Below are 15,647 nucleotides of genomic sequence, written 5' to 3'. Positions count from 1 at the left end.
TAAGTTATAGCCGCTTAAGTCACAGTCGTTTAAGACTTAAAGCCCTCGCATTGTGCGGGGGCTTTTCGTATGGATTCATGCAGCCGTTCTGGAAAGGATTATGCAAAATCGAGTAAATGCTTTTGTTGATAGCATCGAGGCGGATGTCATCGCCCATCGGCGTAACTTTCATCGCTATCCCGAACTGGGCTGGCATGAGATCAGAACCGCCTCACTGATTGCCAGACAACTGGCAGCCGATGGCATTCCCTTCAAGCTCGGGCGGGAAGTTTTTAAAGAAGACGACCGCATGGGCCTGCCTTCCCAGCAGGAGATGGATGCCAATTACCAGCGGGCTTTGGTGCAAGGTGCTGATCCAGAGTATGCACCACTCTTCAAAGACGGGTTTACCGGCATCGTCGCAACCATTGGCAGCGGTGACGGTCCCACCATTGCCCTGCGCTTTGATATTGATGCCCTGCCTATTGAAGAATCCACCGCCTCAGACCATTTCCCCACCGCACAGGGCTTTGCCTCTGAAAATCAGGGCATCATGCACTCCTGCGGCCATGATGGTCATGCCGCTATTGGCCTAGGTGTTTGTAAAACCCTTAAACACTTTGAAGAGCAGCTTAAAGCTCCCGTTAAAATATTCTTCCAGCCGGCAGAAGAAGGGGTGCGCGGAGGCAAGGCCATGGCCAGCTCAGGCGAGCTGGAAGGCATCCAATATTTGATTGCCGGACACCTGTCTTCCAAAGAAGGTGACAATGGCTACTTATCAGTAAAAAGCCGTGAAATTCTGGCCACCACCAAACTTGATGCCGTGTTTACCGGAAAGTCCGCCCATGCGGGAGCAGCACCTCAGGATGGAAAGAATGCCCTGCTGGCGGCATCCACTGCGATACTGAATATCCATGCCATCCCCCGCCATGCTGGCGGCTACTCCGTTGCCAATGTCGGCAAGGTGACCGCTGGCACCATGCGCAATGGTATCTGTTCTGACGCAACTCTCTTGATTGAAACCCGCGGTCACAGCACTGCGATCAATGATTATCTGGAAGCCAACACCCTGCGTATCCTGAAAGCTGCGGCAGAGATGTACGACTGTGAGCTTTCCATCAGCTACCAAGGCTCTGCCGAGAGCTGTGAATGTGATGACGAACTGGCCGATATTGCACGACAGGTCGCGCTGGAGATTCCTGAATATATCCAGGTTGTTGATAACTTCGAGATGGTCGGCAGCGAGGATGCCACCTATCTGATGAACCGGGTTAAGCAGCAGGGCGGCAAAGCCACCTATATGACTTATGGTTCCCTTGGTGGAATGGGTCACCATAAACCGCATTTCGATATCGATGAGTCCGATATGGTTCTGGCCGTTAAGCTGTTTAGCGGCATGGCTTTACGAATCCAGACGTCATAAAAGAATGGGCCAGAGGATCTCTATCCTCTGGCCCATTCCCAATCCTCAGATGCGGCTTTTATGCCCTGGCAGGCACTGCCTCTACTGACACCTTCTGCACACCGGTTTCCGGCAGGAAGAAGCTGGAGATAAAGAAGGTTACGGAGCAAGCCACAGCAAAGGCCGCTGCGTAGAACACATTACCGGTCATATCCGCCAGCACGCCCGCCAGGAACATTAATACGGTCTCAATTCCGTAAGAGATGGACCAGAACATACTGAAGATCACCGTGACACGCGCAGCCGTAACGCCCGGCAGCTCCTGAGGCAACGTCATCAGACTGGTAATCGGCACAAACATAAAGAAGCCGGTCAGAAACGCTGCTGCGCAGGCCAGCATACTGTTGCCGGTGCTGATCATCAGTGCCGCACACAGGGTAATCACCAGACCACTGTAACGAATCACCAGCACCCGGCGTGGGAAACGCTTGGCAATAACAATACCGACAACAGAACCCATCATCGCTGCCACCGGAATAATGGAACCAATAATAGAACTATCTACCGCAAAGTCCGGTACCAGCGGGAACAGGGAGAAAATAGACAGATAGCAGAACAGCCAGCCCGAATAACAAATAGGCAGAATCCAGTTCACCGGATCTTTCATACCATCACGCAGTGTGTAATCCGTTTTGGCTTTTGCATCAGATGATTGTGCAGCCTGTTTGAAGTCATCACTAAACAACCACCAGGCCACCAGCAAAATAAAACTGATGCTAGAAATCACCATCAAGACATTCTGCCAGCTATGGAATATCGACAACAACGTGCCAGTACTGAGAATGGCCAGCAGATTACCAAAGTTAAAAGCACTGGCATTAATGCCGTTAACAAGTGGACGCTCAGAAGGTTTGAAGTAATTAATAACGACGGGGTTAAAGTAAACAACAATAAATGCGCCGCCAAAGCCCATCATCAAACGGAAGAACAGATAAACAGGATAGCTCTCGCTGAATGCGGCAAAACCACCGGCAGCCAAAAGTACCGAAGCCAAAGTCACTGCCTTCTTTAACCCCAGAGAGATCAACACCCGCGCCGCCAACAGGTTGCCTAGAATCTTGGCAATAGTAATGGCGTTGGTCATCCAGGCTGCCGAAGCCAGAGAGTTAATATTATAGGAGCGCATGATGTCTTCGGTCATTATCGAACCGGCGACCCAGGACATAGAGAAAAGAGTGTAGGTAAGGAAAATAATTGCCCCTACAAGATGCTTTTTTTCCAACGCAGGTACTCCTGAATTAACCCGCAGAACGCTATCAAAATCGGCACATTATGGTGCTGAAAAAGCCATATACAAGCTATTGCGATTCAGTAAAAAAACAATTAACTGTTCACTTGATGCGTATCAATTACCCCATGTTCACAGCGTAAGAACATACCTATAAAGATCGGGATCAATCGCATCCCGCTTTCATCCCCTGTATCGTTCTTAATATCTGAGAATTCCATGAAAACTGTTCTTATCACCGGATTCGAGCCATTCGATGGCGCTGCAATCAATCCTTCCCTTGAAGCAGCCCAACAACTGAGTGGTCTGGAAATTCCGGGGGGTGTTATTCGCACGGTTACCGTACCTGTTGTCCGTGGCAAAGCCGTTGATTGCGTATTAAATGCCGTCGAAGAAATTAAGCCGGATATCGTTATTCTGGTCGGTCAGGCAGCTGGTCGCATTGGTGTTATGCCGGAGCGTATCGCCATTAACGTTGATGACTTCCGAATTCCGGATAACGAAGGTAATCAGGCTATCGATTTACCGGTTGTTGAAGGCGGCCCTGCGGCTTACTTCACGACTCTGCCGATTAAAGCCATGGTTAAAGCTATGGGCGAAGCCGGTGTAACCTCTTCTGTTTCCAACACGGCCGGTACTTTTGTCTGCAACCACCTGTTCTACGGTGTGATGCACGCCCTGAGAGATACCAATATCAAAGCTGGCTTTATCCACATCCCTCTGATTCCAGAGCAGAGCATCAAGGGCGAGCGTCCATCCATGATGCTGGAAGCTATCGTGAAAGGCTTGCGTGTCTGTGCTGAAACTGCCGTGACAGTAGATAGCGATATCGCTGAAGTCGGCGGTCAGATCGCCTGATAAAACGGTAATAATATTTATACAAAAACACCGGCAGCCGCCGGTGTTTTTGTATTTCTCTCTTCCATAAAAATCCCCGCACAAGGCGGGGATCTTTATTCTGGTATCTAGACCACTGCGGGTTTAGATGAAGAACACCAGCAGGAAGACAACAGTCGCCAGCATTGGCAGAGCAGTCTTCTTGGCAACTTCCATGGTGTCGACCTTGGCCAGACCTGCCAGTACGATCAGAGCACCGGACAGAGGAGACATGGTACGACCCATAGCGCCAGACAGCTGTACCGCAGAACCCAGGTTGGCAATTTCCATACCCATCTGAGGAGCGAAAGGAGTTACAGCTTCGTTGAATGCGAAGGCCGCAGCGTCGCCGGAACCAGTGATGATAGCCAGCAGCATAGGACCAAAAGTACCACCGAATGCAGCAATTTCAGGGTTAGCGATCAGAGAAGTGATAGCCGCATCGATAACGCCCAGGGATTTCATACCCGCTACGAAAACAGCAGCAGCGATGATGATACCGATAACGTCGCCGTATGCCTTACCCATACCGTCGAAGAACTTCTTGGTCACTTCAGCAGGGTTGCTGCGAGTAATCGCTACTGCGTAAACCGCACCCACCAGCATAGCCTGAGCAACACCGATCTTGATATCGCCGAACCAGCCGCTGTTGGAACCGATCAGCAGGACGATTGGGAATACTGGAGCGATAGCCATCAGAAGGTTGACCTTCTGCTTGCCTTCACCTGCTTCAGCAGCGCCTTCGTAAACGTAACCAGTATGAGTCTTGGTTACCAGAGCAACGATGGTGATCACAACCGCACCGATCACACCAGAGATAGCGGTGTATGGAGCGTGGATTGCGATAACTTCCATCAGTTCCATGTTGGCCAGGTTGGCAACGAATGGGTTGTGGGAGTTACCTGGAGACATCGCAGAACCGTAGGTACCCAGAGCAACAGCAGCAGCGGCAGTTGCAGGATGAACACCACGGGACATCATCAGAGGAACCAGAACCGCACCTACTGCAGCCGCACAGCCAGCAGCAGAAGTCAGTGGAATGTTGATTGCGAAAGTGATCAGAGTAGAAGCCGGGATGATGAAAATGCCCAGTTTACCCATCATGCCGGTAAACAGGTTTACCAGCTGCTGGTCACACTTGGTGTATTGCATAACGAATGCAAAACCCATTACAGAACAGATTGCCTGAATCAGGCCAGCAGTCACCATTCGACCCGCGAAGGCATCAAGTGCGCCCATTGGGTTGAAGGCCAGAGTACACATAACAAGACCAGCCAGGAACAGCACAAGTCTTGTTTCCAAACGTTTAATCAGACCATAAATGGTCCCGGCCACGCACAGCATGCCCGCGATTAGAGCTAGGGTTCCGGTCACAGGGGGGGTCTCCAACAGAAGGGGAGGTAACATCCAAAAATCCGTGATCGGAAATGTACTGAAACCCTGAAGCCATTTTGTTGATTTGTGCCGGTATCTGGACCATTGACTACAAAAAGAACAGTAAAAAAAATCCAGTCGCTTTGTATGCAAAATGTAATGATGAGATTTGCAAAACACGCAAATCACTTTGTTCGCAAAGGGCATTCCAGCATTTCACTTCGCTCGAGCCCAATAAAATCAATAGCTCTTTAATACAACGACAGTTTTCATTTGATTAAAAAGCCAACAATGTCCAAAAAGTGACTGATATGCTCTTGTGACCCTTATCAATAGATTTCGGTTTTGCCGTTGATACCATCGCTTTTCCCCTTTATCTCACGGCTAGTGAAATCCGCTAATGGATATTATTGAACGCTTTCTCGCCTACACCCGAATCAACACCACTACAGACATCGCCAAAGGCCAGGCTGGTATCGTTCCTTCCTCTGAAGGCCAGATGGAACTTGCCCGCTTTGTAGCCCGTGAGCTGGAAGAGCTGGGTCTGGTTGATATCAAGGTACGCGACAATGCCATCCTGACCGCTACCCTGCCTGCCAACGTTGATTACGATGTGCCTGTCGTATCTTTCTTCGGTCACCTGGATACCAGTGCTGAGCTGAAAACCGATACCAACGCACAAATCACCCGCTACGAAGGCGGTGATATCGTTCTGAATAAAGAGCTGGAAGTTATTCTGCGTGCTTCCGAATTCCCGGAAATCGAAAACTACATCGGTCAGGACATTATCCATACCGACGGCACCAGCCTGCTGGGTGCAGACGACAAGGCCGCAATCGCCGCTATTCTCGATGCAATCCTGTTCCTGAAGAACAACCCGGAAATCAAGCACGGCCCTGTTAAAGTGGCTTTTGTTCCTGATGAAGAGCAAGGCATGCTGGGCAGCAAGGCCTTTGATACCAAAGAGTTTGGTGCCGACTTCGGCTACACCCTGGACTGCTGTGGCATCGGTGAGTTTGTTTGTGAGAACTGGAACGCAGGCCACGCGGTAGTGACCTTTAAAGGCCAGTCTGCGCACCCTATGTCTGCCAAGGGCAAGTTGAAAAACTCCCTGCTGATGGCCCACAAATTCATCAGCATGCTGCCAGGCGGTGAAGCGCCAGAGTACACCTTCGAGCGCGAAGGCTACTACTGGGTGAAGCAGATGTCCGGCAACAGCGCCCAGACCATTCTGAACCTCGACATCCGTGACTTCACCAAGTCAGGTTACCTGAGCCGCAAGGACTTCCTGCAGAAGCTGTCCGACAGCTGTTCCCTGCTGTGGGGTGAAGGCAGTGTGACTATCAAACTGGTCGACTCCTACGAGAACGTTTCCAACAGCCTGCAGGGCGATGCCAGCTTCCCGATTGATATCGCTTTTGAAGCCTATCGTCACAACGGTATTGAGCCGAACGTCATCCCGATGCGCGGTGGCTACGACGGTTCCATCCTGTCCCAGAACGGTCTGCCATGCCCGAATATCTTTACCGGTGCGCACAACTTCCATTCTGTGTACGAGTACATGCCGGTGGATTCTCTGAAAGCCGCCAGCAAGGTGGTTGTGGATATCGTTCGTATTACCTGCGAGCGTGAAGCGTCTAAAAACTAAGATCGCTTTCTGACAAAGGCCGTGGATGAACAGGATGTTCGTCCACGGCCTTTTTCTTTTCAGGGAGAGAGAGAAGGTGGAGCGTTGTAAGTACTGTTCTGCACCATCGCTGGCAGGTCAAACGTATCCTGTTCGATACGCACAATACTTTCCGGTCGGCCCATTAACATGCCCTGCGCCCGGTCATAGCCCAGTTCACACAGAAACTGCAGCTGTTCCTGTGACTCAACACCTTCAGCAACGGCTCGGATGCCCATATCGTGAGCCAGCCTGGTCATGGCTTTCAGAATACCTTCGACCCGCTTGTCACGACCAATTTCCCGGATATAGAGCTGATCAACCTTCACCACATCCACCGGCAGCTTACGCAGATAATTTAACGACGAAGCCCCACTGCCAAAGTTATCCAGTGCAATATGAACACCCTTCTCCCGCAGTGCCTGTAGCGAGGCAATCAATTTACCCGGCATATCCCCAACGATACGTTCAGAGACAGCCAGCTCCAGCTGTTCCGGCAGTACCTTATGTTTATCCAGAGCTTGTTCCACCAGCTGCTGCACATCGGTATCCCGACACTGACTCAAAGCCAGATTAACGGAAAAGATTACGTCCTTTCTCTGCTCATCACTGCCGCGCCACTGGGACATCTCTTTACAGACGGCATTCAACGTCCAGCTGCCCAGCTCATTCATTAACCGCAATGATTCCACCAGCGGTAGAAACTCATCCGGCAGCAGAACCTTGCCATCATGCTTCCATCGCAGCTGGGCTTCATAACCCGCTACCTTGCCGGTATCCAGCGCCACCATGGGCTGATAAACAATATCGAAGCTGCCATGTCGGATGGCTTCTTTCAGTGCATGTTCCTGAGTTGCACGACGCTGACCTTCTGCCTGCATATCCGAACTAAAGAAGCGATAACCGTGTCGTCCAGCCTTCTTGGTGACATACATGGCGGTATCCGCTGCCTTGATCAGAGAGGTTGGATCTTGCCCACACTCCGGCCAGGTTGCCACGCCAACACTGGTACTGACATGCAGATCGCGCCCCGCCAGCTGATGGGGTTTAGAGATGGATTCAACAATCTTCTCGGCCACCAGCTTTACATCATCGGTGCGGGCGACATCATCAAGAACAATGGCAAACTCATCGCCTCCCAACCGAGCCACCAGATCACCATCCCTGACACACTCATGCAGACGTTCAGCAACACTGGAGAGCAGATCATCACCGACATCATGCCCCAGGGTGTCGTTGATCTGTTTAAAGTGATCAAGATCGAGAAAGAGCACTGCTGTACTGCGCTCCCGTCGTTCACTGCGGGCCAGGGAGGTTTGCAGAAACTCCATAAACAGGCTGCGGTTCGCCAGTCCGGTCAGATTGTCATACTTGGCCAGTTGGGTCAGATGCTCTTCCAGCTGCACGCGCTCGGTAATATCCCGAAATACCAGGACGCCGCCGTTAATCTCGCCTTGCTTGTTATGCATGGGAGAAAGGTTGAACTCCACCGGCTTACTGTCTCCGGTAAACCGCTTCATCCGGCTGGTCTGACGATAGATAGCCTTGTGGTTGTCTTGCTCATCGGGCTGACTCCACTTTTTCACAAAGTCATCCACACCGGGATCATAAAACCATGGGAATACCGGCTCTCCCTGTAACTTTTGTTCTTCCGCATGCAGCAGTTCAACCGCAGCGGGATTAATAAACTCAACATTCCCTTGGGGAGTCAGACCGATAATACCTTCACCGGCACTATCCAGAAGAAGCTGGTTTTTTTCACTCAGCTCGCGCAGGTTCTCGGTCATGGCCTGCATCTCAAGACGTTGCTCTTCCAGCTGCAGAAAGACCTTTACCTTCCCCAGCAGAATATCCGGGTTAATGGGCTTGTAGAGATAATCAACGGCACCCGACTCATAACCCATGGTCACATGTTTATCTTCCTTACTGATCGCGGTGACAAAGATAATGGGAATGGTGGCGGTGGCTTTGTTCGCTCGCATGAGCTGGGCCGTTTCAAAGCCATCCATTACTGGCATCTGTACATCCAGCAACACAACCGCAAAACGATGACGTAAGACCTGAGACAAGGCTTCTTCACCAGATCCGGCCTTAATAACCTCAATATCCAGCGGCTTGAGCAGTTTACCCAGCGCCAGAAGGTTTTCCGGCTTGTCATCAACGATCAATACCTTGGGCTTAATTTGTTCTGCACTCATTGGCCAGGCTCCTTCCTTGCCAGATCCAACAGCCGGGCTGTCAGACATTCCAATTCCATGGCTTCGCTGCTGTCGCCTTTCTTCAGGGCTGCTTTGGGCATTACCGGCACTTCTGCAGTTTCAGGATGCTGAATCATCACCTGACCATCGCCTCTGCGAATCGCCTGCGCTCCCACCGCACCATCCGTACTGGCGCCGGTAAGAATAATGCCTGTTGCCTGCGAACCAGCCGCATCGGCGACCGACTCAAACAAAACATCCACCGAGGGACGGGCATGAATAACCGGTTCATCCTGGGACAGGCTTAACGAACCATCACGATTAAGAAGCAGGTGATAGTCCGGCGGCGCAACATAAACAGTGCCCGGGCTTAATAAACACTTGTCGTCAGCCAGCTGGACATCCAGAGCAATACGACTGCCAAGCCAACTCACCATATCCTTACCCGTTCCCTGCCCTTCCCGGGCAGAGTGGTGTTTCACCAAAAGAATCGGCAACGGATAGCTGGCAGAAAGATCACCCAGCAGCTTAACCAATGCCTGACTGCCTCCGGCCGAAGCCCCTATGGCTATCACCCTCACTGGCTTCCACCCTTGCGCCGAAACACCCGCCACTCGTCATGGAGAGTGTCAAAGTCCCCCGCAGTCGATGAGAAACGCATACTCTCTCTCGGGCCAAGACAAAGCCGCCCCCCCGCATGAAGGCTTTCTCGGAACAACTTCAAGACCCGATCCTGCAAATGACGGTTGAAGTAGATCAGCACATTGCGACACAGGATCAGATGCATCTCTCCAAACACGCTGTCGGTAACCAGATTGTGGTTGGCGAAGATAATCGACTTCTGCAGCTCTCTGCTCATCCGTAGCGATCGGTACTTTTGCAGGCAATAGTCCGCCAGCTTTCCAGTACACCCACTGTCCTGATAATTACGCTCCCATAGAGATAGAAGACCACTGCTGTAGATACCGCTGCGCGCGGTTGCCAAGGCTTCTTCGTTGTAATCCGTCGCATAGATCTGGGTTCGATCCAGCAGGCCAGCCTGTTGCAGCAAAATAGCCATGGACCAGGCTTCCTCACCGGTCGCACATCCGGCATGCCAGATCCGGATAAAGGGAAAGGTCGCCAGCCAGGGAATAATCTGCTCACGGAGATAATGGAAGAACAAAGGGTCACGAAACATCTCCGTCACGGGAACAGACAGGCTGCGAAGCAGGTTAGCAAAGGCCTGCGTATCATCCGTTATGGCCTGATTCAGTGCGCCGATGTTTTGAAAGCGATGTTGCTCCACATGCTGTCGTATACGCCGGTTCAGTGATGCCGGCGCGTAATCCCTGAAGTCGTAGCCGTACTGATCAGCCATGGTTTTCAAAAGCTGATCAGTATCCTGCGGTTGATGAGGCAGTGGGCTGGTCATGGTTGTGATTCTTGTATTAGCCCAGCCTAAACCTGCAGCCAGACCCTCAACATAGCCACCAGCTTTTCTACATCCACCGGCTTGGTGAGATAGTCGGATGCGCCAGCCTTGATACACTTGTCGCGATCTTCAGCCATCGCTTTAGCTGTGAGAGCAATAACCGGCAACTCCTTGAAACGCTCCATCTGTCGTATACGTTTCATGGCTTCATAGCCATCCATGACCGGCATCATGATGTCCATTAATACCAGCTCAACGTCGCCTTCATCTTCAAGCTGTTTAAGAGCCAGCTCCCCGTTATCAGCCAGAACAATATCCAGCTCATATTTCTGCAAAGCCTTGGAGAGCGCGAAGGTATTACGAAGGTCATCATCCACCAGCAGAATCTTGCGCCCCTTCAACGCACCATCACCATTCCTTGGCATGGCTGCTGGTTTGCTGCGTTTACTGGCTGGTCGGGCCACACTGTTCAGGAACATGGCGACTTCATCCTGCAAACGCTGGGCCGAGGAGTTTTCACCCTTCACAACCATGGTGCCGGATACAGAACCCAGAGATTTATAACGCTCCCGGTCTATCTCCTCGGACGTGTTGATAATGACCGAAGGCATGGCATCACCCAGCTCGAACTTCAGGGCTGCCAGCAACTCATCGCCCTTCTCATCGGGAAGAGCCAGTTCAAGGATCAGGTGGCTGATATGGTTGGAGCCAATAATTTCCCTGGCTTCTGCGGCTGTTGATGCATGGAACACTTCGCGGCGATCATTAAGCACCTCATGCACGACGGCTGCCGTTTCACTATCAGGATCGACGACAAGTACACCACCGCTATTGTCTTTCTCAAAGCCACTGAACAGACCTTCGAGTTTTTCACTGCTGACCGGTTTAGTTAGATATTCCGAGGCTCCAAGTGTGAGCAGAGAGCCATCATTATCCCGCCCGGAAATAATATGCACCGGTATCTCAGCCGCGGCGGCATTCTGCTTGAGAGCCTGCAGAATATCCCGGCCATCCATATCCGGAAGCCCAAGATCGAGGATAATGGCCTGAGGGTTATAACGTTCTGAGCAACTCAGAGCATCCGCACCTGTCGAGGCGACAACACCCTTGCAGCCATGATGGGTGGCCAGTCGATAGAGTACCCGGGCAAACTCGGCATCATCTTCCACAATCAGAATCGGACGACTGCCCTCCAGCTTTTCCCGATCATCAGGAATACAGACACTGGCCTTTTCTGGTGATGATGTTTGGGGTCTTGCTGCCGTATGCGTAACCGTGGTCATGGCATCAGCCTGCGCAGAAGAGAATGTAGAAAGCTTCGCCGGCAGTAACAGGCTAAAGACTGAGCCCTTACCTTCCTCGCTGGTCAGGATCATCTCCCCGCCCAGCAGTACCGCCATCTCCCTTGCAATGGAAAGCCCCAGACCAGTACCTCCATACTTGCGGCTGGTCGAACCATCGGCCTGCTGGAAAGCACTGAAGATGGCATCCTGCTTGTCTCTGGGAATACCAATACCACTGTCTTCTACCGCCAGACACACAGCGCCATGCTGGCGCAAGGCATCGGAAGCAAACGCCGGTGATGGTGGCTGCTGGCTGACCCGCAGCTTAACCCCACCCTTCTCGGTAAATTTGAACGCGTTAGACAACAGATTCTTGATAATCTGCATGACCCGCTGGCCGTCAGTTTCAAGATTGACCTGGGTATCAGTAGCGGCCACCACTTCAAAATCGAGCTTCTTGTCACCGGCTATCGGGGTGAACTGTGTACGCAGCTGATCCAGCATATCCTGCAGGGAGACCGGCTCGATATTCACTTCCAGCTTGCCGGCCTCGACCTTCGAGAGATCAAGAATATCGTTGATCAGATCCAGCAGATCATGGCCCACCTTGTGGATAACCTGAGCAGATTCGACCTGATCGCCATCCAGATTGCCCTCTTCGTTATCCGACAACATCCGCGCCAATATCAGCATACTGTTGAGCGGCGTGCGCAATTCATGGGACATATTGGCCAGAAACTCGGATTTGTATTTACTGACCTGCTCCAGCTCATCCGCCTTACGTTCTATGGCCTCACGAGCCTTTTCAATCTCTTCGTTTTTAAGCTCGATCTCTTCCTTCTGGTGAAACAGAGATTCACTCTTCTCTTCCAGTTCCACATTAGCCCGTTGCAGCTCATCCGACTGCGTTTTCAGTTCTTCTTCCGATTCTTTAAGGATCTTGGTTTGATGCTCCAGCTCTTCATTGGCTGTACGCAAATCTTCCTGCTGTTGCTGCAGGGTTTCCGCCTGATGAGTGGTTTTATCCAGCAGTTCCTGCACCCTTTCCCGAGCCAGAGCTGAGTTTATGGCTATGGCGATACTCTCTTTGGCCGCTTCAAGGAACTCCTGATGCAACTCTTCCAGCTCTCCCAGCAGAGCAAACTCCAGCACGCCACGAACTTCCCCTTCGTAGATAACCGGCATCACAAAGACTCGATCCGGCCCACTGCTGCCAAGACCGGATTCAATGGCAAAGTAATCTTCAGGAACCAACAAGGTGATGGACTGTTTTTCCAATGCCGCCTGACCAGGAAGCCCTTCCCCCAAGGCAAAGGCACTGCCCATCTTTTTACGCATGGATAAAGAGAAGCTGCCCATCATCTGTAAACGACGACCGTCTTTCAGGACATACATCGCCCCCATGGGGATATCCATATAGCGGCAGATGGTAGTGATAATATTGCGGCACAGTTCAGCCATAGCCTGCTCACCACGCACCGCATTATTCAGCTGCGCCTGCCCTTCCTGATGCCAGCTGCGGGAGCGATTATCTGAGCTAACCTTACGCAGTCGTTCGGTCATCGACTGGAAGCTTCTGGAAAGCACACCGATTTCATTACGTTCGTTGATCACTTCCCCATCAACATAATTACCCGATGCTACCTGATTCACCCAGCTGGTTATTGTTCTGATCGGGTTGACGATACGGCGGGTAATCAGCCCTGCGATCACAAGTACCAGTAAACTGGTCACACTCAGAATCAGGATCAGCTGATTACGAAACCAGATCGCCGGTGCAAGGGCCTTGTCGTAGTCCATCTCGGTAAGGATCAGCATACTGGTACCGGCAATTTCCAGATTTCTGGAGACACCGATCACAATGTCACCATCCACGCAGGGATAAACCCTGATGTGAGAGGAGCTATCCTGAGCCAGCTCAGCCTGCTCTACATACTGATTGTTATCATGACTCCCGCCATTAGCACCAGACTTTTCGTCTTCATACTCTGCTACGTACTGCCCATCTGAGGTCAGATGCCCCAGCCATTCATTCACTGGCTTGGTATCGAGCATTTCCCCTTCGTGACTGTGTTCCCCGGTGGGGCTGAAACGAACGAGCTTATCCTGGCCTATCACATAGGCTTCAATATGTTTACTTAAATCCAGACTTCGGTTGAGGATGGAGCCGATATCGTCAACTGCCCAGATCTGAGCAGCCATAAAGCCGATGATCTGTTCACGATCATTCACCAGAGGAAGCACAAAGAAGCTGATTTTTTCATCACCAGCCGGTGGATAGAGGTGCTGGTCGGCATACAGGCGAGCATTGGTATCTATTGCCTTCCTGACCGTTTTAGCGAACTTGGTATCCGACAAGGAGCCTGTAAACAGGTTTTCTCCAAAATCACTATAACGGCCTACCGAGTAAACGATATTACCGTCAGCGTCGCCTATCAGCACATCGGAGTAATCATAGAATCGCATCAGGTCGATAAACTCGATTCCCTGCTTATCGATGATTTCGTAATACTCCGGGCTTCGCGTCATCTCTTGCACATCGGGATATTTTTCGTCCCTGAGCCGCTGCAGACTGGTCAACAGCTCAACAGCCTTACCGCTGCGAAAGTGCAGGTTAACCAGAATGTCATCAAAATAATCCCCGATCTGCCGGCTCAGCATCAGGTTGATGGTGGAGAGTTCTTCATGGCGGTTCTCAATAATATTTTTACGGGCATTGTTGTATTCGATGATGCCCACAGCAATGAGCGGTATCAGGGAGAGAGCCAGAAACCAGCTGAACAGTGTACGGGACAGGCCAAACCCGAGCTTGCTTTCCGTGCTTTGCGAAACATCCTTGTTTTTCGACATGAGATTGACTTCCAGCCCTGTTGTTTGCCGCCAGCCGCTGCCTGTGTCGGAGAAATGCCGGGCATAGGCCAGCAAAACCACAAACGGCGGATATCAGGAAGGAAATCGGCGGGCCGGCCAAATCCTGCACAGGGTTGGCCAGCCAGAAAGAAAGGTGCTTTATGAGAGCTGGGCGACAGAGCCCCGCTCAACCAGGTGTGGCTTGAAGCAGTGTCCAATATCCAGCGGCTCATCGGTGAAAAAGCTGTTCACCATTTTCACGGCCGTCTGACCAATGGTTTCGATGGGATAGTGAATCGTGGTCAGCGGCGGGTGCAGATACTCAGCCAGATAGACATCGTCCACCCCCATTACAGAGCAAGTCTGTGGCAGCGGGCAACCTCGTTCATGAAGCGCGCGCAGGCAGCCGGCAGCAGTGGCATCGTTATAGGCCAGCACCGCGGTCAGATCCGGATGCTCCTCAAACAGGGCTTTGGCAACCTTATAACCACCTGCGGCTGTTCCCGGAGCTTCCTTGATAGCGATGGACGAGCGGGCGATGCCGTGTTCACGTATTGCCCGACAGAATCCGGCAAAACGATCATGGTTATCTTCAATATCCTGATCACGACCGATCCAGCCGAGCCGGGTATGACCGCAGCTCAAAAGATGCTTGGCTGCCAGGTAACCGGCTTCAAAATTATCAAACCAGAGACACCTGTCTTCCATACCGGCCACCTGGCGATTGACCACCACCACCGGAAGATCACCGATAATATCATTGATCTGTTGATCGGTAAGCTGAAGAGCATGGATGATCAAAGCGTCACAGCGTCTGGCAATCAAAGAGCGCAAAGAAGCCTCTTCCCGCTGGGCATCATGATGGCCTTCCGCGGCAATAACCTGCAGGCCATAGGCGCAAGCCTGTCGTTCAACCCCCTGCATGAGGGTGCCAAAGAAAGGGTCTGCTAGACAACCAACCAACAGACCTATCATACCCGTTCGATGGCCGACCAGAGCCCGGGCTACGGTGCTGGGCTGGTAACCCAGATCGGCAACCGCTTTCATCACCGCTTCTTTTTTTCCTGGCGCAACCTTGGCTGTCCCATTCAAGACCCGGGACACAGTTGAGATGGAAACCTGAGCCACCTCAGCAACATCTTTTATGGTAACCACTACAAATCCTTGGCCCGTCACTTAATCAATACCGCAGAGGAATACGTCGGCATCCATATATTTTGTCATATTTCACAGCAAAAACACCGACGCAGGCCAAATGTCACCTGCCCGCAAATATGCATCAACAAAAACCTTTGAAAACGATTTCAAAAAACATTC

General features: G+C 51.6%; 10 protein-coding genes. 3 read left to right on the top strand and 7 right to left on the bottom strand.

What is annotated here, in order from left to right:
• The first annotated feature begins 100 nt into the window (after positions 1-100).
• On the top strand, positions 101-1,402 hold the full coding sequence (locus tag EHSB41UT_RS14455) for an amidohydrolase (RefSeq protein ID WP_087111058.1): 1,302 nt from the start codon (positions 101-103) through the stop codon (positions 1,400-1,402).
• Positions 1,403-1,460: 58 nt separating this feature from the next.
• Here the strand turns inward: EHSB41UT_RS14455 and EHSB41UT_RS14450 are convergent, their stop codons facing one another.
• Entirely contained in the window at positions 1,461-2,663 is a 1,203-nt protein-coding gene (locus tag EHSB41UT_RS14450) for an MFS transporter (protein WP_087111057.1), read from the bottom strand.
• Between the two features lie 225 nt (positions 2,664-2,888).
• On the opposite strand from EHSB41UT_RS14450, the gene pcp reads away from it, so the two are divergent.
• Entirely contained in the window at positions 2,889-3,527 is a 639-nt protein-coding gene (gene pcp, locus EHSB41UT_RS14445) for a pyroglutamyl-peptidase I (protein ID WP_087111055.1), read from the top strand.
• Positions 3,528-3,650: 123 nt separating this feature from the next.
• On the opposite strand, the gene dcuC is transcribed toward pcp, so the two are convergent.
• The gene (gene dcuC / locus EHSB41UT_RS14440; protein WP_242667316.1) at positions 3,651-4,919 is read right to left on the bottom strand and encodes a C4-dicarboxylate transporter DcuC; all 1,269 of its coding nucleotides are present in this window, start codon (positions 4,917-4,919) and stop codon (positions 3,651-3,653) included.
• Positions 4,920-5,319: 400 nt separating this feature from the next.
• Between dcuC and pepT the strand changes: the two genes are divergently transcribed.
• Positions 5,320-6,567 (top strand): peptidase T, encoded by a 1,248-nt coding sequence (pepT, locus tag EHSB41UT_RS14435; RefSeq protein ID WP_087111051.1) that lies wholly within the window; start codon positions 5,320-5,322, stop codon positions 6,565-6,567.
• A gap of 59 nt (positions 6,568-6,626) precedes the next feature.
• Here the strand turns inward: pepT and EHSB41UT_RS14430 are convergent, their stop codons facing one another.
• The 5 genes from EHSB41UT_RS14430 to EHSB41UT_RS14410 form a co-directional block, all read right to left on the bottom strand.
• A complete protein-coding gene (locus tag EHSB41UT_RS14430) occupies positions 6,627-8,783 on the bottom strand; it encodes an EAL domain-containing response regulator (protein ID WP_165767273.1) in 2,157 nt (718 codons plus the stop codon).
• Positions 8,780-9,358, bottom strand: a complete 579-nt coding sequence (locus tag EHSB41UT_RS14425) for a chemotaxis protein CheB (protein ID WP_165767272.1) — start codon at positions 9,356-9,358, stop codon at positions 8,780-8,782. The genes EHSB41UT_RS14430 and EHSB41UT_RS14425 overlap by 4 nt, the downstream gene beginning before the upstream one ends.
• Before the next feature lie 2 nt (positions 9,359-9,360).
• On the bottom strand, positions 9,361-10,197 hold the full coding sequence (locus EHSB41UT_RS14420; RefSeq protein ID WP_087111045.1) for a CheR family methyltransferase: 837 nt from the start codon (positions 10,195-10,197) through the stop codon (positions 9,361-9,363).
• A 26-nt stretch (positions 10,198-10,223) separates the two neighbouring features.
• A complete protein-coding gene (locus EHSB41UT_RS14415; RefSeq protein WP_133060526.1) occupies positions 10,224-14,330 on the bottom strand; it encodes a response regulator in 4,107 nt (1,368 codons plus the stop codon).
• Positions 14,331-14,489: 159 nt separating this feature from the next.
• The gene (locus tag EHSB41UT_RS14410; RefSeq protein ID WP_165767271.1) at positions 14,490-15,485 is read right to left on the bottom strand and encodes a LacI family DNA-binding transcriptional regulator; all 996 of its coding nucleotides are present in this window, start codon (positions 15,483-15,485) and stop codon (positions 14,490-14,492) included.
• Positions 15,486-15,647 lie beyond the last annotated feature (162 nt).

It is taken from the genome of Parendozoicomonas haliclonae, assembly GCF_900174585.1.
Classification (GTDB): domain Bacteria; phylum Pseudomonadota; class Gammaproteobacteria; order Pseudomonadales; family Endozoicomonadaceae; genus Sansalvadorimonas; species Sansalvadorimonas haliclonae.
Note: the sequence above shows the minus strand (reverse complement) of the source record. Positions and strands in the feature narration are given on the sequence as shown.

Bases quoted from the DNA above. Each gene is read 5' to 3' on its own strand.
- pcp (WP_087111055.1), top strand. From the start codon at position 2,889: ATGAAAACTGTTCTTATCACCGGATTCGAGCCATTCGATGGCGCTGCA.
- EHSB41UT_RS14420 (WP_087111045.1), bottom strand. From the start codon at position 10,197: ATGACCAGCCCACTGCCTCATCAACCGCAGGATACTGATCAGCTTTTG.
- EHSB41UT_RS14415 (WP_133060526.1), bottom strand. From the start codon at position 14,330: ATGTCGAAAAACAAGGATGTTTCGCAAAGCACGGAAAGCAAGCTCGGG.
- EHSB41UT_RS14455 (WP_087111058.1), top strand. From the start codon at position 101: ATGCAAAATCGAGTAAATGCTTTTGTTGATAGCATCGAGGCGGATGTC.
- EHSB41UT_RS14430 (WP_165767273.1), bottom strand. From the start codon at position 8,783: ATGAGTGCAGAACAAATTAAGCCCAAGGTATTGATCGTTGATGACAAG.
- pepT (WP_087111051.1), top strand. From the start codon at position 5,320: ATGGATATTATTGAACGCTTTCTCGCCTACACCCGAATCAACACCACT.